Origin of the sequence: Bradyrhizobium sp. CCBAU 51745 (assembly GCF_028128715.1) — a bacterium.
In the GTDB taxonomy this organism is placed as follows: Bacteria; Pseudomonadota; Alphaproteobacteria; order Rhizobiales; family Xanthobacteraceae; genus Bradyrhizobium; species Bradyrhizobium manausense.
In genome coordinates this window covers 19594-40916 of sequence record NZ_LBJP01000073.1, presented here as the reverse complement: position 1 = coordinate 40916, position 21323 = coordinate 19594, and the positions used below count along the sequence as shown (strand labels likewise).

The following is a 21323-nucleotide window of genomic DNA, read 5'->3' as shown; positions in this document are numbered from 1 at the left end:
CTGTATCTCCGAAGCTGTTGAGCTGAAGCTTGTGTCGCTACTCGCGCGGCACAAACCCCTGATGGCCAGGCAGAAAGGACTACGCCTGAGCCTTGGCCAATTCATACTGGGAGGCGAGCAGCTCAATGGGGATGTGCCATTCAGCGCTGATTGTGCGGATCATATCGAGCGTCAACGGGCGGACGCGATTCAGGATCTCAGACGCGCGATTCCGTCCGATGAGTTCGCTGAGGCCAGCCTGAGTTTTTCCCATGGATTGAATCGCGAATTCCAGGACCTCCACTGGATCGACATGCGGAATTTCGAAGTGGGCGTCCTCGTACTCTCGGATGAGAGTTGCGAGCACCTCAAACCTGTCGCTCTCGGGCGTGCCGATTGCGGGCTGAGCCTCGAAATAACGAGTCACTTCGCCAATCGCCCAGTTGTAGTCATCCTCGTTATGGAGAGGTCGAACATCCATCATCACACCGTCTCCGCATCTATCTTGTCGTAGTCGTTGTGCGTACCGACAAATTTGATGAGCGCGGTTTTGTGGAGGTACGCAAAGTGCGCGATGAGGCGATAGGGTAAAGAAAATACATATCGAGAAAGCTCGCAACGAACTTCATGAGCTGCAATAAATCCGGTCAGAAAAACTAGCGAGCCCCCGCTGGATGCCCGGGGGGCGGCGGCTCGCCTGCCTGCCGCGCCTGAACGGAGATTTGGCCGCAGAATTGCAGTGACAGCACACCGTAGCTCCCCGCCACGCAATGCGCTATCGCTAGCGGTCCAACGACGTGCATCGCGAGCCAGGCGGGAGAGATCGTGAGCTTCTTCGAGCGTCTCAAGACAGCAGCATCCGCCGAGTGGCGGGCCTACGCCGAGCATCCCTTCACGAGCGGATTGGCGGACGGCTCGCTCCCCGAAGCTGCGTTCCGTCACTACCTCGTTCAGGATTATCTGTTCCTCATCGAGTTTGCCCGCGCCTACGCGCTCGCGGTCTACAAGTCGCCCAGGCTTGCCGACATGCGTGAAGCAGCGTCCGGCCTGTCGGCCATCCTCGATGTCGAGATGAACCTGCATGTGAAGCTCTGTGCGGATTGGGCTCTGTCCCCGGTCGACCTTGAACAGGCCGCTCCGGCGGCCGAGATGCTGGCCTATACACGCTATGTGCTCGATGCGGGAATGCGCGGCGATCTGCTGGCGCTCAAGGTGGCGCTTGCGCCTTGCGTGATCGGCTACGCCGAGATCGCAACGCGGCTCGCCTCGCGCCCCGATGCTGAGGCTACGACGAACGCCTATCGCGTCTGGATCGCCGAGTACGCCGGCGCGCCGTACCAGGAGGTCGCGGCCAAGGCGCGGGCGCATCTGGAGCATCTTGCCGATCTCTACGCCACGCCGGCCCGCGAGGCCGAGCTGATTGCGATCTTCAAGGAAGCCACCCGGCTCGAGGCCGACTTCTGGGAGATGGCCTGGCGCGCGGGCCAGCCTGTGAATAGCGGTTTCGGCCCATGATGGCCGAGCTGTCCCGCTGGACCAGATTCGCCATTTGGCGTACCCTTTTCGCATAGCAACATGTCAGCGGAGGTCCTCCGTGGAACATCGCGGCGTCAGCTTTTCCATCGTTGAAATGAGCTACCCCTATGGTTGGAAGTGGACCGTGGGGAAGGGCCGGACAGTGTCGGTCGGTGTCTGCGCGACGAGGCTGGATGCGATCCGCCAGGCCAAAACATTCATTGACGCGATCATGGACTGGGCTGCCTAGCCGAGCTTCCGCTGCGCCAGTTTGACGGTGAAGAAGCATCCACCCCGGAACGAAGTTGCGACGGTAGATCCTGCCGGCCCATCGCGTGTCAGGAGATGACAGCCTTGACGAGCGCAGTGTCCGCGTACTCGATCAGCTCGACGATCTTGCCATCCTGAAACTTGAAGAGGTCCAGCACCTCGGTGCTGAAGACCTTTCCACTTGGATTGTGTCGAATGACAAGGCGGGACCGGACGGCCGCATGATCTCCCTCGACCACCTCGGTCAGGATCTCGCGCTTCTGGAAGTCGAAATGCGCGATGAATTGACCGAAAGCCGCGAGCAGCGACTGGTGCCCCTGCACGCTTCCCGTCAGATGCAGCGCGCTGCTGTCGCCCACCAGGTTGAACCAACCCTCGGGATGAAAAGCTGCTACCAGGCCGTTCACGTCACCCTTGCCGCGCGCGGCGTAAGCGTGCCTGATGATTTCGAGCATTGCCTCGCGATCCATATCTGCCTCCCCGTGATATCAGCTCAGAGTAGCTACTTTTGCGTGCGGAGGCAAAATCATGCCCGGCTTGCCGAGATCGGCTGACAGTGCACCAAACTCCCGGGCGATTTCGTGCACTGCCACCGCCCTTGCGCGCCTGCAGCGCGTAGGATGGGGTGAGCCCTTGCGAAACCCATCTCTTCTTGGCCGCCGCCGCTCTCCATAGAGCGCGAAACGATGCGTCAGCCGTGCACCCCGAACACCGGCGGATCTCATCACTCGCTCATGAGCGAGATCTCTCCCGTATCCAAACCGATCCGCAACCAGGTGCCGGCCGGTCGCATGTCTCCAGCGACCGCGAATGGTTCGGCAAGCTGTGAGACGACGGTCCTGCCCCGCACTTCGAAGCTCCCGCTGTTCAACGGCACGCCACGAAGGACGATCGTCTGGCCGTGTCCCGACCGGATGCGCACCAGCCGCCCATCACCGGCAACGTCCAACGTGACTCCGACCGGGGCCATCGTGTCCAGCATCGGGATGTAGGCTTCGCTCGCCGAGAGAAGAAAGCTCCAGGGCTCCGCGTCGTTGCCGCGTCGGATCGTCGTCTGGGCCGGCAGCTTCAGCCCGAGCAGCTCGTGCGGCGCACCGAGCGTGAAGCGGTGAAGCGTACCGTCCTTATCGAACAGAACGCCGCCGAACCGGTCGTTCGCGTAGGGCCCACCTTTGCACGGCAATCCGTCGATGATTTGATAGCCGTGCAGATCGCCGCCCCAATGCGTGACGTCATTGCCCTGTCTCTTCCACGGCTTGAGCGTTCCCGTGATCCGCATGCCGAGGATCTCGGTCACGTGCGGCAGCTCGATCGAGACGACGATGGAATGCGCCTTGTCGGCGAACTGGATTTTGCTGCCGGCCGGCAAAGGCAAATCAGCGATGGTCTCGGCGGTCTCGAGCGTGCGCCAATATTTGGTTGCGTCGTAGCTCTGGTAAAGATAGAGGGCGCCGGCCGCGGGAAATGGCAATGTCAGAAAGGCGGCGCAAGCGATCAATACAAAGCGCAATCCGCCGATCCAGGGCGAGCCATACCAGGCCGAAAATGCCAACGCGAGCGCCAGCGGTATGGTCACGAACCAATTGTTGACGACGGCATATCCGAACAGAAGCGGCCATGGCAGGCGCAAGATCGGTCTCCTTCGGATCAGTCATCGGACCGAGCGCAAGGGCGCCGTGCCATCAGCAACGCGCGTATGCAGCCAATTTGTCGACGACAGATCGGTCCTGGTTCACGGGTGATTGCCGGATCAAGAACCTAAACTCCCGATCCTCCCGAGTACGCGCAAACGCCGGCTAAGTCCGATTTACGCGCCTTCGTCGCGATCGCCAAGAATCCGCACAAGCTCCACCTCGAGCCTCAAGCCCGGCGCTTGCTTCGCAAAGCCCGTGCACAACGTCGACGAGCCATCCACCGACCGCCCCGACACCACGATGTCGATCTCATCCAATCCGAACACGCCGGGCGGCCCCGGTTCGACGCGTCGGGCGGAAAGAGTAGCTTTGAAGTGCTTGCCCTGCTGCGTCCAGTGTCCCGCATAGGCAAAGGTGGAATCGCCGCCGGCGAGTTTTCCGTCGGGACCGAACTCGACCACACCGGCGCCTTCGCCGACCGGCGTCTTGAACCAAACGGAGTATCTGCCCGGGGTGATCACTCAAGCCCACCACATCGACCGTTATTCCGGCCGAATTGAGCTGGACCAAAATGGCTATCGCGTGGCGCTGCGGGGCTCTCACCGCGCGGGTATCGGCTGTTTAAGGCTCTCTGCTACCTCACCCCAGCCACCACCATCACCACCACCGGCAGCGTCACTGCGGCCAGCAGCGTGCACAGCGCCACCGCGCCCGAGACCGGGTTCACCATCCGCTGATACTGAACCGCGAAGATGTAGGCATTCGCGCCTGTCGGCATCGCCGCGAACAGCACGACGACGCCGGTCACGACAGGCGGCAGGTTCAAGAGCTTGGCCAGCGCGAAGGCCACCGTCGGCATCGCCAGCAGCTTGAGTGCGCTGATCGCGGCGACGCTTGTCATCTCGCCCTTCACCTCGAAGCGGAACAGGGTGATGCCGAGCGCGATCAGCGCGGCCGGCGATCCCGCCTGCGCCAGCAGCTCGATGGTCTTGTCGACGACGGGTGCAAGGCCAAGGCCGGTGAAGCGCCAGATCACGCCGAAGCCGATCCCCAGCATCAGCGGGTTCTTGGCGAGGTCTGCGAGGATGGGCCAGATCACCGAGAGCACCGAGCCGGTGCGCTTGCGGCTGACCAGCTCCATCTGCAGGATGCCGCAGAGCCAGAGCAGCGGCGTGTTCACCGACAGGATCAGCGACATCGGGCCGGCCGCCTCGTTGCCGAGCGCGGAGAGCACCAGGGGAATCCCCAACATGACGATGTTGCCGTAGACCGAGCCGATCGCGAACACGACGCCGTCCTCATGGTCCTCGCGCCGCTGGCGGAGCAGCGCCGAGATCAGCAGCGCCGCGATCCAGGTGATGGCGAGCGCGCCGTAATAGGCGCCCCACATGCGCCACGGGCTGACGTCGGGGAATTCCGACACCACGATGGTGCGGAACAGCAGCGCGGGGATCGCGATGCTGAAGGCGAATTCGGAGATGCCCTTGTGCGCGCCCTCGGAGACGAAGCGAAACAGCACCGCCGCATAGCCGGCCGCGATCAGCGCAAACACCGGCGCGACGATCAACATGGTGGCCATGCGGTCCTCCCCTCACGGGGATTTCGGCCGACCACCCCACGCGCCTCTCGATGCTGCCATCATGCCGGTGTTTTGCCCGACAAGTCAAAGGAAAATTCGTAAAATCCGCAGGAGGCGGGATTCCGTGAAGCGGCCCAGGGCCATGGCTACTGTGCATGGGGTTGTTTTCGCGGTTTGGGGATCGACCACCACACCACCGCTGTCATCCCCCGCGCAGGCGGGGGATCCAGTACGCCGCAGCCCTTCGGCTCCATCACAACCGTCTCGGCGTACTGGGTCACCCGCCCCGGTGCGCAACTGCGCACAAAGCCGGACGACGACAGCGGAGAAGACGGCGCCCCGCCGCTGTTGCCGGGAGCGCACAGGTCGCCGTTTTCGCCTCGGCCCTCGTTGCCAACCAACGCCCGTTCACCCACACTCCCGTCCTGTTCGACATTTGGGGGGATCGATGCCGGTATCTCGCGTCACGACGTCCATGGCTGCTAAGTTCATGGCTGCTGCGACCTTTGGGGTTGCCCTCGCCGTTCTGCTCCAGCCGGGCGCTGGCTTTGCCTACACGCCCGAGCAGCAGCAGGCCTGCACGCCGGATGCGATGCGGCTGTGCGGCGAGTTCGTGCCCAACGTCGATGCCATCACCGCCTGCATGATCCAGAAGAAGGCGCAGCTGTCGCCGCCATGCGCGGTGTTCTTCCGCCGCGGGCCGGAGCCGGTTGCCGGTCAGCCCACCAGGATCGCGCCGAAGACCGCCAAGAAGGCCAAGCCGAAGGCGAAGAAGAAAAAGACCGACGACGGCTAGGCACGTTCCTTCGCGAAACCTCCTCATGCCCCGCGCGCCATCGTGACGTGAAGGGCGACACCAGCCACGCGACAGCCACCGGACTCGTTTTGTTCGCGCGAGGTCAGCGCGCCGGCTTGCAGCCATCGCTGCTTCGCTCTGCTGAAAAAAAGCATCGCGAGAATTTGCGCGGCAAGGTTGTCCTGCTTGAAGAGATTTGGAATTGCCGGCGTGGTCTGCAGTTCATGATGGTTGATGTCATCAGCCGCACAAGGCAGTGTGACTCAAAAGCCAACATGTCTTGTTATTTCATGGCGCCGGCACGACAGCCGATAAATTTTTCTTTCCCGAATCAGCGCGGTGATTCATTTTCTCGGCCTGGGGTCAATCTGGAGGCCAGAGGATGAATGTAATTGTTTTCGCATCGCGCAAAGGCGGCTCGGGCAAGAGTACCCTGGCTGCACATCTCGCTGCGCAGATCAAGGCGAGCAAGCAGGTGATGCTGGTGGATGCGGACCCGCAGGGTTCGCTGACGCTGTGGCACAAGCTGCGGGGCACCAACGAGCCGCCGATCAAGGCGGCCGTGAATTCGGTCAGCGGCATCGTCTCCGCGGCCAAGCGCGACGGTTACGAGTGGGTGCTGATCGACACGCCGCCGAACCTGTCGGCCGTGGTCGATGATGCGATCCGCAACGCGACGATGGTGATCATTCCGGCGCGGCCCGGCGTGTTCGACGTCAACGCGGTGCAGGAAACCATCCAGATGTGCCGCGCGGCGCGCAAGCCCTACGCGGTCGTGCTCAACGGCGCACCGGCGCGCCGCGACGAAGCCGAAAGCCCGATCGTCACCATCGCCCGCGAGGCGCTGGCCAAGTTCCGCGCTCCTGTTTGGGGCGGTCAGATCACCAATCGTTCGGATTTGTTGATGGCACTCAGCCACGGCGAAGGCGCGCGTGAGTATCAGGCCGAAAGCCGTGCGGCCCAGGAAATTGCAAGACTGTGGGCAGCGATCGAGCGTTCAGTAAAAGCTATTCGCGGCACGGCGTCGGCATCCGGCGCAATGCACAAGCAGGCGGCATAATTCATCAATCATTTCCCCGGACGACAAACGCGCGGCATCCCGCGCGTTTTGCGTTTTCAGGGGTTGATGGTGACGTTACGCCACCATCAGCATGTAGAACACGATCACCGGCGACAACGTCAGGATCACCGACCAGACGCCGGCGGCCCAGAGAATGTCTCCGGTGGAAAAGCCCTGCTGCTCGCTGTCGTCGAAGCTTGGCGTGGCGCCGTAATGCGGCACCATATCGTTCTGATTGTTCAAGATCGCCCCCGCGATTTCTTCGCTTATGGGGAGAACGATACGCGGGATGTTTTAAAATTCCGGCTCAGCGCCACGCTCGCATTTTGAGCGCATTTGCCACCACGGATTAACCATCGCCGCGGCCTTGCCTCGTCAGGCGAGCCAGAGCCGGAATAGCAGCACCGGCATCAGGCCGAGCATCACGGCCCAGAAGCCGAACGACGACACCACCAAAATTCCCCGCAAAAGATCGGCAGGCGCGAATATTTCCGCCGCAGTCGGGCGAACGCGTTGCCTCATGGTCCTTCCCCCTTTTGAAAGACGTTGCTGGGGAACGATAGGCGCCATTGCGTAAACGAGACGTGGATGCGCCATGCGGCAGCTGCGAAGCGCGTTGGTGTGCGGTTAACCAAGGCGCCTCTCCCCGCACGCGGGGAGAGGCGAGCGAAGAGCTACGCCGCAACCTTCATCCGCCGTTCGATCTCGCGGTCGAGCGTGGCGGCGAGCTCGCTGCTGACCTCCACCATCGGCAGGCGCACCTCGGGGCTGTCGATCAGGCCCGTCCGCCACAGCCAGTACTTCGCCGGCGCCGGGCTCGGTTCGGTGAACAACAGCCGCGTCAGCTCGGCGACCTCTTGCCAGCGCGCCGCGGCCGCGTCGGCATTGCCTTGCTTCAGCTCGCCATAGACTGCCGCGAACGTCGCGGTCTCGAGATGAGCGGACAGCAGGATGCCGCCGTCAGCACCGTCGCTGAGCGCCTCGAGATAATTGGCATCCTCGCCGGTGAGCACGCGGAAATCCTTCGGCCGGTCGCGCAGCAGCGCGACCGACTGCTCGCGGCTCGCGCTGCAATCCTTCAAGCCCACGATGTTGGGATGCTCGGCGAGCCGCAGCATGGTCTGGTTGGTGATCCCGACCGCGCAGCGATAGGGGATGTTGTAGAGCGCGAGCGGCCAGGCGGCGTGATCGGCCAGCGCCTCGAAATGCGCAACGATCCCGCGCTGCGACGGCCGCACGTAATAGGGGCTCGCGATCAGATAGAAGTCGATCGGCCAGTCCGCGGTCTCATCCAGCCGCTCCTTCATCCGCGAGGTGTCCGCGCCGGACAGCCCGAGGCCGATCGGAACGTTGCGGCATCCCGCCGCCATCTCGTCGCGGACGATGGCAACGAGGCGTTCGAGCTCGGCCTCGCGCAGCGTCATGCCTTCGCCCGAGGTCGCCCCCAGGATGAAGCCGTCGATGGCTTGCGCGGCGTAGTGCCGCGTCAGTCGCCGCAGCGAGTTCTGGTCGAGACGACCGTTCCGAAACGGCGTCACCAGCGGCAGCCACAGCCCATGCATGTGGGTTCGCAAATCAGTCATGTTCCTATCTCCTTCTCGGTGATGGACCTGAGACGGAGGGCACATGAAAAAACCCCGTCCAGGCGGCGGGGTTTTCGGGATTTGGCAGCGATGACGAAGTCAGCTAGCGCGCGCAAAAATCCGAGGTCCCCGGATGGGGGCCTTTTTTCGAAACGATTGCGCACGACTTCGTGATCATTGGGAAATGATGCGGGCCATGCCCAAAACTGTCAATACACGCGGAGGGCGAAAGCCTGATTGGGCAGAAAAAAAGCCGGACCCGAGGGCCCGGCTTAGGTATTGGCCACGTGAGGCCGACACAATCACCTTCCAAGAGGGATTACTGAACTCCCGCGCCACTGGAGGAGGGGGACAAATGCGCAACGCGAAGGCTCAGCGTGCAAACATTATGGGCTTCTCCAGCGCCATGCAGCAACAGCCGAGGTCGCATGTCAGACATGCGGAAATCAGGACGGCCAGCGCTGCGCCTTGCTCACCACGAAGTCGCGGAACACCTGCACGCGCGCGACCGTCTTCAGCTCTTCCGGATAGACGAAATAGGTGTCGAGCTGGATCGAATCCGATTCGCCGAACAGTTGTACGAGGCGGCTCTGGTCTTCGACAAGGTAGTCGGGCAGCGCGGCGATGCCGAGGCCCTGCTGGCACGCGCGCACCAGGCCGAGGATGTTGTTGACCTTGAAATAGGCCTCGCGCGGACCCGAGCCGTTGCGCGCAGCTTCGACCAGCCAGTTGCGGTTCTGCAGATGCGGCGCGAAGTTGCCGTCGGAGAGCGTGATGATGCGGTGGGAGTCGAGCTCCTCCAGCGTGCGCGGCGTGCCGAAGCGCTTGATGTATTCCGGCGAGCAATAGGCGTGGAAGCCCATCGCGAACAGCTTGCGCTGGATAAGATCCGGCTGCGTCGGCTTGCGGGTGCGGATCGCAACGTCGGCCTCGCGCATGGACAGATCCAGTTCCTCGTCGGTGACGATCAGCGAGATCCGGATCTCCGGGTAGAGCGCGGTGAATTCGCCGAGCCGCGGGATCAACCAATTGATGCCGACGCCGGGCGTGGTGGTGATCTTGAGATCGCCGCTCGGCCGTTCGCGGCTGTCGGTCAGTTTGGCGCGCGCCGCCTGCAGCTGCATGAACACGTCATGCGCGGTGCGGAACAACAGGTCGCCCTGCTCGGTGAGGATCAGGCCGCGGGCATGGCGGTGGAACAGCGAGACCGAGAGCTCCTGTTCCAGCGCCGAAACCTGGCGCGAGACCGCCGATTGCGACAGGCCGAGCTGCTCCCCCGCATGCGTGAAGCTGCCCGCTTCTGCCGCCGCGTGAAACACCTTCAGCTTGTCCCAGTCCATATCCGTGAATCCGTCGCGTGTTCGGGGCATGATCGTTATTCCGCTGCCGCGCGCTCGCTGGCGCGCAGGGCCAAGAAACGTTCGGCCTCGAGCGCTGCCATGCAGCCGAGGCCTGCGGCCGTCACGGCCTGGCGATAGGTTTCGTCGGCGACGTCACCCGCGGCGAACAAGCCGGGCACGGACGTCGCGGTCGAGTTCGGGGCGACCTCGACATAGCCCGACGGTTTCAGCTTGACCTTGTCTTTCACCAGCTCGGTTGCCGGGGCGTGGCCGATGGCGATGAAGACGCCGTCGGTCTTCACATCCGTCAGCGCGCCGGTCTTGACGTTCTTGAGGCGGACATGGGTGACCTTGTTCGGGTTTTCAGTGCCGCAGATCTCGTCGACCGCACAGTCCCAGATCACCTTGATCTTCGGGTGCTTGAACAGGCGCTCCTGCAGGATGCGCTCGGCGCGGAAATGATCGCGGCGATGCACGATGGTGACCTGCGAGGCGTGGTTGGTCAGGTACAGCGCTTCCTCGACCGCGGTATTGCCGCCGCCGACCACCACGACCTCCTTGTTGCGGTAGAAGAAGCCGTCGCAGGTGGCGCAGGCCGAGACGCCGCCACCCTGGAATTTCGCTTCAGAGGGCAGCCCGAGCCAGCGCGCCTGCGCGCCGGTGGCGAGGATCACGGTGTCGGCGAGATAGACATCGCCGGAGTCGCAGGTGAGGCGGAACGGCCGCTGCGAGGTGTCGAGCTTGATCACCAGGTCGGTCACGATCCTGGTGCCGACATGCACTGCCTGCTTTTCCATCTGTTCCATCAGCCAGGGGCCCTGGATCACGTCGGCGAAGCCCGGATAGTTCTCGACGTCGGTGGTGATGGTGAGCTGGCCGCCGGCCTGCATGCCCTGGATCAAGATCGGCTCGAGCATCGCGCGCGCGGCGTAGATCGCGGCGGTGTAGCCGGCGGGGCCGGAGCCAATGATGATGACCTTTGCATGAACAGGAGCGGACATTTCGATGGACGCCTTTCACGGGGGATTTGCAGCGCGGGCGCGGAACGTGCCGGGAGGCCTCGCGGAGGCGCTGAAATATCAGAGCTAATCTAAGCGTTCTGGTGAGCTATGCAAGAATTGCATTCCCTCTCGGCGGATTTTTCCAACAAGGAACAAAAGTCGATTGCGCTGCACGCGCAATAAAATTGCTCATTTGGCGCAGACTGGCTATGAGGATTGCGACAGACCCACCGAATACCGCCGATAAGGCCAGGAGTTCCAATCACGTGTCGCGGAACCTAGACGAGATCGACCTCAAGATCCTGTCCGAAATCCAGGCCGACGGTCGAATCACCAATGTCGAGCTCGCCAAACGGGTCGGTATTTCGCCTCCACCCTGCCTGCGCCGGGTCCGAGCACTGGAGGAGGAGGGCTATATCCACGGCTACCGCGGGCTGCTGGACGCGCGAAAGCTCGGTTTCGACGTCACGGTGTTCGCCGCCGTGCACCTCTCCAGCCAGGCGGAGGCGGATCTGCGCGCCTTCGAGGAGTTCGTCCGCGCCGAGCCCTTGGTGCGGGAATGCTGGATGCTGTCCGGCGAGGTCGATTTCATCCTCAAATGTGTCGCCCCTGACATGGCGACCTTCCAGGACTTTGTGACGCACCTGACCGCGGCGCCGCACGTGCGCAACGTGCGCACCTCGCTGGTGCTGCACAATTCGAAATACGAGGCGGCGGTGCCGCTCGACGTGAAGGGAAGAAGGTAGCTTCCAAAACGGCATAGCAGTTCCGTCATCCTGAGGTCCCGAGTGGCGCGATGCGAAGCATCGCGCCGGGAGCCTCGAAGGATGAACGGCCAAGCTGGCAGTTGGGCCGTCGCCCCTCGAGGCTGGCCGAACAGGCGAGCGCCTCCAGCGACAACGGCTTCGCCGTTGCGCGGGGGTGACGGTGATGGATTCGCGTTCGCAATGACGGCGGGGAGCAGGGTTACCGCCGCAGCGCATCCACGCTGATCGGACCGCTTCCAGCGGCTGCGAGGAACAGGCACGCGAAGCACAGCACGATCGCAAGCGCGCCGTCGTTGACGACGGGAAAGAAGCTGTGCGGCATGTGCTCGATGAAATAGGCGAAGGCCATCTCACCGGACAGGATGAAGGCCGCCAGCCGCGTGAACAGGCCAATCATCAAGAGACCGCCGAGCACGAATTCGAGCATGCCGGCGATACCCCAGAGCGACAACGGCGTCACGTCGGCAAACATTTCCACCGGCGGAAACTTGAACAGCTTGGCTACGCCATAGTGAAAGAACATTAGCCCGGTGATGAAGCGGAAGAGGCTGAGCAGATAGGGCTGGCTTTGCGCAGCGATGCGATCGATGTCCATCGTGATCTCCTGAGGCCGCCAATGCTGCGGGCCTCAGCATGGCGGAGGAATGGCCGGTTCACAATCCTGTCGGCGCGGCCGACGGGCGGCGCCGTTCAGGGGATCGCATAAACCCGCAGCCGCCGCACGGCCATGTCGTGGCCGACGGGATCGGCCGGGATCTTGCCGGCATAGTCCATCAGAGCCGTGGAAAAGCGGATGTCGGTCCGACCCGTGATCGAGCCGTTGGTACGGATCGCTGCGACGGGCTCGCCGTCGACCGCGAACACAATGTCGTTCGCCGTCCACAGCACGCCGAAGTCGTGGAACGCACCGGAGAAATTCTCGGCGAAACGGCTGTCGAAACCGACCGCGATCGGAAATTTGCCGTCGATCCTGTTGTTGTCGTGCAGCGTCATGCGATCGATGTTGGGAAAGTGCACCTCGCAGACGTCAATTTCGAAATGATCCTCCGTAACGAGCCAGAAGGCGTTGTTAAGACCGTCGATGTCGGCCGCCTTGATGCTTGCTTCGTAGTATCCGTAGCCGAAATGCTGCCGACTGATCATGAAGCCGGTCGACCATCGCGCATGGCAGCCGGGGCTCGCCCCAGTCCGGAGCAACAGGCCCGCAGCGCTGGCAACGACGTTTTCCGGACGCCGGCAGGATTTCAGGTAATCATCCGATTGCAGCAGCCAGTTGGAATTGAGCGTCCGTGGATCGGTAAAGTCGGCCCCGAAGACCGGCTTGTCGTGCCCTGTCCGGAATTGCGTGATCGCTTTTCGATCGGCCTCCGTCACTGGCCGTCGCGTTCCCCAGGGCTGGTCAGGATTGCCCCAGGTCAGCTTTTGCAGCGTCGCGGCAAGCGACGCATGTCCCGAAACCATGCCGAGGATGAAGGAGGCTGCGAAGGTTGTGCTCAGCCGGAACCGTCTTGTGCCAATCACGAGACACTCCTCAAAAAGGTGCCAGGACCTGCCTGCCAGCGTCGCTGATGCTGCCGCATCGGGTGAGGTCGAATTGCCCATCGCCGGTCCAGGAATAGTAGATCAGGCCCGTGAGCCGGCCTTCCTTCGCAAGCCGTGTGAAATCGCCAATCATCTCCTGCACGAGGAGCGCGTGATCTCTCTCCTCGGAGGCGGGGCAAGCCTTGCTCGCATAGGCAAAGCCCCACTCCGTGATCCAGCACGGCTTGCCGTTCGTGCCGCAGATCGGATCGACCAGCGCCCCTAGACGGCGCATGCGATGGATGGCCGAAGTCTTGTCACCGGGACGATCGCCCCAGGGATAGGTGTGAAGGTTATAGGCATCGACCAACCGGTCGAGTCCGTGAGCCCGAAAGAAGGCGATCGCAGCCAGGACACTGACCCCGTCATAGGGCTTGGGCGTCGGCCAGGGTCCTTCCTGTTCAATGTCGACAAGGCTCGTCGGCAGGAGCGGCGTGTGCTTGTTGAGGCGTCGCTCCGGGGCGCCGGGCGTGTAGAGGCCGTGGAGGATGAGGACCGTTGAGATGTGATGGGCTTGGGCGCGCTTGATGAAGTCGAGGTTCTTGTCCTTATCCTGCGCATACATGCCGAAGCGCATGACTTGCACGCCTGCAGCCTGCAGTTCGTTCAGCTTTGCATTCTGCTCCTCCAGACTGAACTGGATCGGACGAACGAAATTGACGCCGCGGAGCACGTCGCCTGCCTGAACGGTGCCGGGCAGAATTCCGGCGCTCATGACGTCGCCGATCTTGATGCGCGCCTCGAAGAACCCGTAGGCGTATGTGGCCTTGCTCGCGACATAGCCGGTCGACCAGCGGGCACGGCAGCCGTTCGCGAGCAGGGTCTTGAGCCGCAGTCCGGCGGTCGAGGATTCGATGTTGCCGGGACGGCGACACGACTGATTGCCCGCATTGTCGTCGCTGACCGCGCTCCAATCCGACTGCAGCTCCGAGACGCTGGTGAAATTCGTCGCGAAGATCGGGGCCTTGCGACCGGACCGGTAAGCCGCGATCGCGCTCCGATCTGCGGCGGTGACGGCCCTGCGCTGACCCCAAGGCTGGTCTGGCGAGCCCCAGCTCACCGGTGATGAGAGTGTTGCGGCCGCGCCGGCTTGTGCGAAAGAGAGCCAGATTGCGAGCACGATGCTGCGCGGGATCCAGCTTTCGAGCCAAATCCTCCGTTGCATCGGCGCATTTCCAATTCCAACCGCACATCGCGCGGCACCGCGAGAGCCACCATGGCAAGCGCGTTGTGAATGATCGCTGAATCCTCGGATCGCGCCGCAACAAAAAGGGCCGCAGTGCGCGGCCCTGATGTCTTTTTCGTGAGCGGCGCGTTACCGCCACTCCACCTTGGTGATTTCGTAGGCCTTGGCGCCGCCGGGGGCGTTGACCTCGACGGTCGAGCCTTTCTTCTTGCCGATCAGCGCGCGCGCCAGCGGCGAGGTGATGGAGATCCGGCCTTTCTTGGCGTCGGCCTCGACCTCGCCGACGATCTGCCACACCGTCTTCTTCTCGGTGTCCTCGTCGACCAGCGTCACGGTTGCACCGAACTTGATGGTGTCGCCGGAGAGCTTGGAAATGTCGATGATGTCGGCCCGCGCGAGCTTGTCCTCGAGCTCGGCGATGCGGCCCTCATTATGGGACTGCTCTTCCTTCGCGGCATGGTATTCCGCGTTTTCGGAGAGGTCGCCGTGGGAGCGCGCTTCCGCGATATGCTCAATGATGCGCGGACGGTCCTCGGACTGGCGCTTCTTCAATTCTTCCCCGAGCGCGGCAAAGCCGCTCGCAGTCATCGGAACCTTTTCCATCTTTTCTCTCGTCTTCCAGTCGCGCGCCCACCGAAAACGGAGGGCGCGGCAACCCTGATTCGTCAGTGCTTTCCAGATCCGAGCACACGGCCACCGGAACGTTAAGTGGGCTGGCGCCGGAACAAAACAACCACGTGGCCAGACGGTTCCTCCGGCCATTATGGCTTGATTGCCAATCACTTAGCGCAAGGCTTAACCCTCAGGGCCGGGCCTTTCGCTAACGATCAGGTTTCCGAAAAGTAGCTCTGCAGGGTCCGAACCTCAAGGTCCCCGCCCAGATAGGCGCGGATGCCCTGCGCGGCCGCCACGGCCCCGGAAAGAGTGGTGTAATATGGCACTTTATGCAAGAGGGCCGCGCGCCGCAGCGAGCGGCTGTCGGCGAGCGCCTGCGGACCTTCGGTGGTGTTGAGAACGAGCTGGACATCGCCATTGGTGATGGCGTCGACGATATGCGGCCGTCCCTCCAGCACCTTGTTCACCTTCTCCGCCGGGATGCCCTGATCGGTCAGGAAGCGCGCCGTCCCTGATGTCGCCAGCACCTTGAAGCCAAGCGAATGCAGCTGGCGCACGGCTTCGGCGATACGAACCTTGTCGCTCTCGCGTACCGAGACGAACACCGTGCCCTTGCGCGGTACTCTTGTGCCGCCGCCAAGCTGGCTCTTGGCAAAGGCAACCGCGAAAGAGCGATCGATGCCCATGACCTCGCCGGTCGAGCGCATCTCCGGACCCAGCACCGTGTCGACGCCGGGGAAGCGGGCGAATGGAAACACCGATTCCTTCACGCCGACATGCCTGAAATCTGCCTTCTTCAGCTTGAAGTCGGCGAGCTTCTCGCCGGCCATGATGCGCGCGGCGATCTTGGCGACCGGCGTGCCGATCACCTTGGCGACGAAAGGCACCGTGCGCGAGGCGCGCGGATTGACTTCGAGCACGTAGATCTCGCCGTCCTTGATGGCATATTGCACGTTCATCAGGCCGACGACGTCGAGGCCGAGCGCGAGCTCGCGGGTCTGCCGCTCCAGCTCCGCGATCATCTTCGCGTCGAGCGAGTGCGGCGGCAGCGAGCAAGCGCTATCGCCGGAATGGATGCCGGCTTCCTCGATGTGCTCCATGATGCCGACGATGAACGTGTCCTTGCCGTCGCTGAGGCAGTCGACGTCGATCTCGGTGGCGTCGGACAAATAGCGGTCGAACAGCAGCGGGTTCTTGCCGAGAACGGTGTTGATCTGCCCGGTCTTGTCGTTCGGATAGCGCGCCTTGACGTCGGCGGGCACCAGCTCCGGCAGCGTGCCGAGCAGATAGTCGTTGAGCTGGTTCTCCTCGCGGATGATCTGCATCGCCCGGCCACCGAGCACGTAGGACGGGCGCACCACCAGCGGCAGGCCGAGATCGGCGGAGACCAGGCGAGCCTGCTCGACCGAATAGGCGATGCCGTTCTTCGGCTGCTTGAGGCGGAGCTTGTCGAGCACCCGCTTGAAGCGGTCGCGGTCTTCGGCGAGGTCGATGGCGTCGGGCGAGGTGCCGAGGATCGGCACTTCGGCGGCTTCCAGCGCGTGGGCAAGTTTCAGCGGGGTCTGGCCGCCGAACTGGACGATCACGCCGTGCAACGTGCCGTTGCTGCGCTCCTTGGCGATGATCTCCAGCACGTCCTCGGCGGTGAGCGGCTCGAAATAAAGCCGGTCCGCGGTGTCATAGTCGGTCGACACCGTTTCCGGGTTGCAGTTGACCATGATGGATTCATAGCCGGCGTCATGCAGCGCGAAGCAGGCATGGCAGCAGCAATAATCGAACTCGATGCCCTGGCCGATGCGGTTCGGGCCGCCGCCGAGGATGATGACCTTCTTCTTGTCCGACGGCGTGCTCTCGTCGGCGGCGCTGCCGGCAAACGGCGCCTCGTAGGTCGAGTACATATAGGCGGTGGGCGAGGCGAATTCGGCCGCGCAGGTGTCGATGCGCTTGTAGACCGGACGGACGCCCAGCGCGTGGCGCTTGGCGGTGACGTCGGCTTCGGTCGTCTGGGCGAGCACCGCAAGGCGCGCATCCGAGAAGCCCATGGCCTTGAGCGTGCGCATGCCGAAGGCGTTGCTTGGCAGGCCGTGCCTCCTGACCTTCTCTTCCATGTCGACGATGCCGCGCATCTCGCCGAGGAACCACGGATCGATCTTGCAGGAGTTGAAGATATCCTCGTTCGACCAGCCGAGCCGCATGGCCTGTGCGACCTGGAGCAGGCGGTTCGGCGTCGGCGTGCCGAGCGCTGCGCGGATGGCGTTCTTGTCGTCGTCCTGGCCGAGGCCTTCGATCTCGATCTCGTCGAGACCGGTGAGGCCGGTCTCGAGCCCGCGCAGCGCCTTCTGCAGGCTCTCCTGGAAGGTGCGGCCGATCGCCATGACCTCGCCGACCGACTTCATCGAGGTCGTCAGCGTCGAGGAGGCGCCGGGGAATTTCTCGAAGGCGAAACGCGGGATCTTGGTCACCACGTAGTCGATCGTCGGCTCGAACGAGGCCGGCGTCGCGCCGCCGGTGATGTCGTTGGCGATCTCGTCGAGCGTGTAGCCAACGGCGAGCTTGGCCGCGACCTTGGCGATCGGGAAGCCTGTCGCCTTCGAGGCCAGCGCAGAGGAGCGCGACACGCGCGGATTCATCTCGATCACGACCATCCGGCCGTCTTCCGGATTGACGCCGAACTGCACGTTGGAGCCGCCGGTCTCGACACCGATCTCGCGCAGCACCGCCAGCGAGGCGTCGCGCATGATCTGATATTCCTTGTCCGTCAGCGTCAGCGCCGGCGCCACCGTGATGGAGTCGCCGGTGTGCACGCCCATCGGATCGAAATTCTCGATCGAGCAGACGATGATGCAATTGTCCTTCTTGTCGCGCACCACCTCCATCTCGAACTCTTTCCAGCCGAGAACGGATTCCTCGATCAGGACTTCGTTGGTGGGGGACGCGTCAAGACCGCGCTCGATGATGTCGAGGAACTCTTCCTTGTTGTAGGCGATGCCGCCGCCGGTGCCGCCCATGGTGAAGGAGGGGCGGATGATCGCGGGCAGGCCGATCTCGGACAGCGCCATCATGGCCTGGCCGAACGCATATTCCTGGTAGCGCTTGCGGCGATCGCTCTCGCCGAGCGTCCACTGCCGGTCGAGCTCCTCGAGGGCCGCGCCCGACAGCTTCTCGCGTTCGGCGTGGTATTTGTCGCGGAACGCCTTCTTCAGCTCGGAGGCGTTGGCGAGCCGCGACTTCGGCGTCTCCAGCCCGATCTTGGTCATGGCCTCGCGAAAGAGCTGGCGATCCTCCGCCTTGTCGATCGCGTCGGCGGTCGCGCCGATCATCTCGACGTCGAATTTCTCCAGCGTGCCCTGCCGGCGCAGCGACAGCGCGCAGTTCAGCGCGGTCTGGCCGCCCATGGTCGGCAGCAGCGCAAAGCCGCCGGGAACGACATGGCGTTCCTTCTCGATGATCTTGGCGACGATCTCGGGCGTGATCGGTTCGATGTAGGTGGCATCGGCCAATTCCGGGTCGGTCATGATCGTGGCCGGATTGGAATTGACGAGGACGATGCGATAGCCCTCTTCCTTCAGCGTCTTCACCGCTTGCGTGCCCGAATAGTCGAACTCGCAGGCCTGGCCGATCACGATGGGACCGGCGCCGATGATCAGGATGGTCGAGATGTCGGTTCGTTTAGGCATCACCGCTCGCGGGCTGGATTTTGGGCACAAAAAAAGGGCGCGCTTGCCGCGCGTCCCCTAAGCCGAGAGCGCGGGGGTCTCCCTCGCGCGCGGGTGGGTCTTAGACCAGTTTTCGGGGCGGCGAAACCCCGAAAAACGCCCATCAACCAGCAATTTTGACTGGTTTCGGCCGGGCCTGCCAGCCGCGGGCGAGGTGCACCAGAAGCGAGGCCGCAACGCTCGTTCCGCCGATCCAGCCGAGGTCATCGGGCGCGAGGGTGGCCAGCACGGCGCCGCCCAAGGCACCACCGATGGCGAAGCCGAGATACATCGCGGAGGCATTGAGTGAGAGCGCAATCATCGAGGCCTGCGGATCGATCCTGACGATGCTGGCGATCTGGGCCGGATAGAACGCCCAGCCCGACAGGCCCCAGAGGAAGATCGCGCCGAGCACCGCGTAATGCGCCTGTCCGGGCAGCAGCTTCAGGACCAGCGAATGCAGAATGAGCGCGCTCGCCATGCCGGCAAGCCCGAGCGCGGCGGTGGTCATCGTGCCCAGCCGGTCAGCAAGGATGCCCCCGAGCATGTTCCCGATCGCGGCAGCGCCACCGAACACCAGCAGGGCAAGGCTGATTTGCGAGGCATCGAAGCCGAGGCCGCGCAGCGGCACCGCGAAATAGGTGAACACGGTGAAGCCGCCCAGCGCCCATAAAATCGTGATGGCGAGTGCAATCACGACATTGCTGTGGCGCGCCACCGCCAGCCGTTCGCTGAGCGAAGCGGTGTTCCGCGGCAGACCGCGGGGCAGGCCGAGCAGCAGGCCGGCCAGCGCGACCGCGCTGATGATGGCGACCATGGCAAACGTCGCGCGCCAGCCGAGCAGGCTGCCAACGAGATTACCCAGGGGCACGCCGATGACGGTCGCGACCGTGAGGCCCGAGGTCACCAGCGCAACCGCGCGGCCACGCCGTTCGGGCGAGGCGACAGCAACCGATACGGCGAGCGCCGTCGGCATGCACAGCCCGGAGCCCAGAGCCATCAGCATGCGCGAGGCCAGCAGCAGCGCGTAGTTGGAGGCCACCATCGCCGCGAGGTTGCCGGCGATGAACGTCGACAGCGCCAGCGCCAGCACCGTGCGGCGGTCGATGTTGTTCAGCGCCACGGCCAGGATCGGCGAGCCGACCGCGTAGGTGAGGGCGTAGGCGGTGACCAATTGGCCGGCGGCCGAGACCGAAATCGACAGGTCGCCGGCGATTGCCGGCAAAAGCCCAGCAATGACAAAGCCTTCGGTACCGATCGCAAAGGCCCCCAGGGCCAGCCAGACCACGCTCATTGCTCGAATTCCTATGTTCAATGTTTATTGAACTATCGAATAAATCGATTTGGGAGTCAATTGGTTCAAGAACTATTGAACATTGCGCCCGCCTCGCTATGATTCCTCACATCATGAGCCGCACCCCTCCTCATCCCACGCGAGAGCAGATCGAGCTGCCGCTGGTCCTGGATTGTCTGAGCGATCCGATCCGATTGGCGATCGTGTATCAGCTCGCACAGCAGGAACGTGTCAGCAGCGAGCTCTGCTGCGGCGACTTCAACGGTCTCGCTGGCAAGTCGAACCTCACCTATCACTTCGCAAAGCTGCGCGATTGCGGGCTGATGCAGACCCGCGTGGCAGGCACGAACCGCTTCATGCGGCTGCGCCGCGCGGATCTCGAGGCGCGCTTTCCGGGCCTGCTCGATGCCGTGCTCAAGTCGGCGGCCAAGGACGCGGACAGGCTTCAGCTCGTTGCGGAGTGCGATGTGGTTGAGGCGAAGTAGCGCGCTGCGCCACGCCCGGCTTCGCCGAGGCAGCCTTCGCTACGACAGGGCTCGCCTAGCCGAAGCTGGCGAAGCCAGCGAAGGCTGGAGACCCGGCCTGGATTTGAACCAGGATGAAGAGCGATGCACCGCTCTCGCGTAGACGCTTCCGCCACCGGGCCGCGGCGATCATTGCCCGATCGAGCTGCGACACGCCACCTCAGGTGGTGGTTATGCTTAACGCACCAGGGGTGGCCGGGCGATGAAGGTCATGCGCCAGCGGTTGTGGCCGATATTGGTGTTGGCGCGCTGGCTGGCGAAACCCGCCGCCTTCAGCTTGGCGGTGATCTCGTCCTCACTGTAGCGCTGCAATCCGATGCGCGAGCGCAAATGACGGTAGTCCGACAGCGCGGTGCTGATGAGCCCGATCAGCGCATCTTTCAGAAAGCCGTGACGCAGTCCGAAGGACAGCAGTGCCGCCACGTCCCTGAGCATGCCGACATGCGGCTGAAGGATATCGCCCAGCACCAGCTTGCCTGATGGCTTCAGGATCCGCCTGATATTGAGCAGCGCGGCATCGAGCTCCTCGGATGTCATATATTGCGCGACCGAGTTCATCACGACGAGGTCGATGGATTGGTCCGGCATCTTGCGCACGTCGTCGAGCGAGCGGACGCGGATCTTGGTGTCGGGCGCAAACCGGGCGATCAGGCGGCCGCGCACACCGGGCGCGGGCTCGGCCAGGATCAGCTGGCCGCAGGCGGTCGCCACCTGGCTCGCCGAAAGCGCCTCGCCACAGGCATAGTCGAGCACGATCGCGTCAGGCGAGGTGATGTAGCCGATGATGTCCCGCGCGATGATCTGGAAGTGCAAATCGCGATGCAATTTGCTGACATAGATCGTATGCGTCGAGTCGTAATAGTCGATCCAATCGTCCATGAGATCCCGCCCAGTGGTTCCTGTC

25 protein-coding genes are annotated in these 21323 nt (G+C 63.3%); 7 read left to right on the top strand and 18 right to left on the bottom strand.

Annotated features, from left to right (window positions below; genetic code table 11):
- Positions 1 to 79: 79 nt before the first annotated feature.
- Together XH98_RS18325 and XH98_RS18320 are read right to left on the bottom strand one after the other, a co-directional pair.
- A complete protein-coding gene (locus XH98_RS18325) occupies positions 80 to 463 on the bottom strand; it encodes a helix-turn-helix domain-containing protein (protein ID WP_271596871.1) in 384 nt (127 codons plus the stop codon).
- On the bottom strand, positions 463 to 867 hold the full coding sequence (locus tag XH98_RS18320; protein ID WP_271619482.1) for a type II toxin-antitoxin system HigB family toxin: 405 nt from the start codon (positions 865 to 867) through the stop codon (positions 463 to 465). Before XH98_RS18320 ends, XH98_RS18325 begins: the two co-directional genes overlap by 1 nt.
- Between XH98_RS18320 and tenA the strand changes: the two genes are divergently transcribed.
- Together tenA and XH98_RS18310 are read left to right on the top strand one after the other, a co-directional pair.
- Positions 805 to 1494: a thiaminase II gene (gene tenA / locus XH98_RS18315; protein WP_271596873.1), complete on the top strand. Its 690-nt coding sequence runs from the start codon at positions 805 to 807 to the stop codon at positions 1492 to 1494. The two genes, XH98_RS18320 and tenA, sit on opposite strands and share 63 nt — an antisense overlap.
- A gap of 79 nt (positions 1495 to 1573) precedes the next feature.
- Entirely contained in the window at positions 1574 to 1744 is a 171-nt protein-coding gene (locus XH98_RS18310; protein ID WP_220004600.1) for a hypothetical protein, read from the top strand.
- 88 nt (positions 1745 to 1832) lie between these two features.
- On the opposite strand, the gene XH98_RS18305 is transcribed toward XH98_RS18310, so the two are convergent.
- From XH98_RS18305 to XH98_RS18290, 4 genes are all read right to left on the bottom strand, one after another.
- Positions 1833 to 2234, bottom strand: a complete 402-nt coding sequence (locus XH98_RS18305; RefSeq protein ID WP_271596874.1) for a nuclear transport factor 2 family protein — start codon at positions 2232 to 2234, stop codon at positions 1833 to 1835.
- Between the two features lie 254 nt (positions 2235 to 2488).
- A complete protein-coding gene (locus XH98_RS18300; protein WP_271619481.1) occupies positions 2489 to 3394 on the bottom strand; it encodes a hypothetical protein in 906 nt (301 codons plus the stop codon).
- Between the two features lie 177 nt (positions 3395 to 3571).
- Positions 3572 to 3919 (bottom strand): hypothetical protein, encoded by a 348-nt coding sequence (locus tag XH98_RS18295; protein WP_271619480.1) that lies wholly within the window; start codon positions 3917 to 3919, stop codon positions 3572 to 3574.
- 113 nt (positions 3920 to 4032) lie between these two features.
- Positions 4033 to 4977, bottom strand: a complete 945-nt coding sequence (locus XH98_RS18290) for an AEC family transporter (protein WP_271596877.1) — start codon at positions 4975 to 4977, stop codon at positions 4033 to 4035.
- A 448-nt stretch (positions 4978 to 5425) separates the two neighbouring features.
- Between XH98_RS18290 and XH98_RS18285 the strand changes: the two genes are divergently transcribed.
- The 3 genes from XH98_RS18285 to XH98_RS18275 are packed head-to-tail and all read left to right on the top strand — an operon-like array spanning position 5426 to position 6833.
- Positions 5426 to 5773, top strand: coding sequence for a hypothetical protein (locus tag XH98_RS18285; RefSeq protein ID WP_271596878.1), 348 nt, complete (start codon positions 5426 to 5428; stop codon positions 5771 to 5773).
- 47 nt (positions 5774 to 5820) lie between these two features.
- Positions 5821 to 6159 carry a hypothetical protein gene (locus XH98_RS18280; RefSeq protein ID WP_271596879.1) on the top strand — a complete coding sequence of 113 codons (339 nt, stop codon included), beginning with the start codon at positions 5821 to 5823 and terminating at the stop codon, positions 6157 to 6159.
- The gene (locus XH98_RS18275; protein WP_027575286.1) at positions 6156 to 6833 is read left to right on the top strand and encodes a ParA family protein; all 678 of its coding nucleotides are present in this window, start codon (positions 6156 to 6158) and stop codon (positions 6831 to 6833) included. Before XH98_RS18280 ends, XH98_RS18275 begins: the two co-directional genes overlap by 4 nt.
- A 75-nt stretch (positions 6834 to 6908) precedes the next feature.
- On the opposite strand, the gene XH98_RS18270 is transcribed toward XH98_RS18275, so the two are convergent.
- The 5 genes from XH98_RS18270 to trxB all read right to left on the bottom strand — a co-directional run bounded on the left by XH98_RS18270 (position 6909) and on the right by trxB (position 10757).
- Entirely contained in the window at positions 6909 to 7076 is a 168-nt protein-coding gene (locus XH98_RS18270) for a hypothetical protein (protein ID WP_157083341.1), read from the bottom strand.
- Positions 7077 to 7208: 132 nt separating this feature from the next.
- Positions 7209 to 7355 carry a hypothetical protein gene (locus XH98_RS18265; protein ID WP_167353956.1) on the bottom strand — a complete coding sequence of 49 codons (147 nt, stop codon included), beginning with the start codon at positions 7353 to 7355 and terminating at the stop codon, positions 7209 to 7211.
- A 152-nt stretch (positions 7356 to 7507) separates the two neighbouring features.
- On the bottom strand, positions 7508 to 8416 hold the full coding sequence (locus XH98_RS18260; protein ID WP_271619479.1) for a 4-hydroxy-tetrahydrodipicolinate synthase family protein: 909 nt from the start codon (positions 8414 to 8416) through the stop codon (positions 7508 to 7510).
- A gap of 446 nt (positions 8417 to 8862) precedes the next feature.
- On the bottom strand, positions 8863 to 9786 hold the full coding sequence (locus tag XH98_RS18255; RefSeq protein ID WP_057741302.1) for a LysR family transcriptional regulator: 924 nt from the start codon (positions 9784 to 9786) through the stop codon (positions 8863 to 8865).
- 5 nt (positions 9787 to 9791) lie between these two features.
- Positions 9792 to 10757, bottom strand: coding sequence for a thioredoxin-disulfide reductase (gene trxB / locus XH98_RS18250; protein ID WP_057741300.1), 966 nt, complete (start codon positions 10755 to 10757; stop codon positions 9792 to 9794).
- A 266-nt stretch (positions 10758 to 11023) separates the two neighbouring features.
- On the opposite strand from trxB, the gene XH98_RS18245 reads away from it, so the two are divergent.
- A complete protein-coding gene (locus tag XH98_RS18245; RefSeq protein ID WP_057741909.1) occupies positions 11024 to 11503 on the top strand; it encodes an Lrp/AsnC family transcriptional regulator in 480 nt (159 codons plus the stop codon).
- A 220-nt stretch (positions 11504 to 11723) separates the two neighbouring features.
- On the opposite strand, the gene XH98_RS18240 is transcribed toward XH98_RS18245, so the two are convergent.
- The 6 genes from XH98_RS18240 to XH98_RS18215 all read right to left on the bottom strand — a co-directional run bounded on the left by XH98_RS18240 (position 11724) and on the right by XH98_RS18215 (position 19895).
- Positions 11724 to 12119 carry a DoxX family protein gene (locus tag XH98_RS18240; RefSeq protein WP_442868608.1) on the bottom strand — a complete coding sequence of 132 codons (396 nt, stop codon included), beginning with the start codon at positions 12117 to 12119 and terminating at the stop codon, positions 11724 to 11726.
- Positions 12120 to 12214: 95 nt separating this feature from the next.
- Positions 12215 to 13045: a glycoside hydrolase family 16 protein gene (locus XH98_RS18235; protein ID WP_271619478.1), complete on the bottom strand. Its 831-nt coding sequence runs from the start codon at positions 13043 to 13045 to the stop codon at positions 12215 to 12217.
- A gap of 10 nt (positions 13046 to 13055) precedes the next feature.
- Positions 13056 to 14270 (bottom strand): hypothetical protein, encoded by a 1215-nt coding sequence (locus tag XH98_RS18230; RefSeq protein WP_271619477.1) that lies wholly within the window; start codon positions 14268 to 14270, stop codon positions 13056 to 13058.
- Positions 14271 to 14420: 150 nt separating this feature from the next.
- A complete protein-coding gene (gene greA, locus XH98_RS18225) occupies positions 14421 to 14894 on the bottom strand; it encodes a transcription elongation factor GreA (protein ID WP_018318257.1) in 474 nt (157 codons plus the stop codon).
- A 224-nt stretch (positions 14895 to 15118) separates the two neighbouring features.
- Complete coding sequence (gene carB / locus XH98_RS18220; RefSeq protein WP_271619476.1) at positions 15119 to 18583, bottom strand: carbamoyl-phosphate synthase large subunit; 3465 nt, start codon at positions 18581 to 18583, stop codon at positions 15119 to 15121.
- 142 nt (positions 18584 to 18725) lie between these two features.
- On the bottom strand, positions 18726 to 19895 hold the full coding sequence (locus XH98_RS18215; RefSeq protein WP_271596885.1) for an MFS transporter: 1170 nt from the start codon (positions 19893 to 19895) through the stop codon (positions 18726 to 18728).
- A gap of 113 nt (positions 19896 to 20008) precedes the next feature.
- On the opposite strand from XH98_RS18215, the gene XH98_RS18210 reads away from it, so the two are divergent.
- A complete protein-coding gene (locus tag XH98_RS18210) occupies positions 20009 to 20380 on the top strand; it encodes an ArsR/SmtB family transcription factor (RefSeq protein ID WP_271619475.1) in 372 nt (123 codons plus the stop codon).
- A 216-nt stretch (positions 20381 to 20596) separates the two neighbouring features.
- On the opposite strand, the gene XH98_RS18205 is transcribed toward XH98_RS18210, so the two are convergent.
- Positions 20597 to 21298: a class I SAM-dependent methyltransferase gene (locus XH98_RS18205; RefSeq protein ID WP_220004609.1), complete on the bottom strand. Its 702-nt coding sequence runs from the start codon at positions 21296 to 21298 to the stop codon at positions 20597 to 20599.
- Positions 21299 to 21323 lie beyond the last annotated feature (25 nt).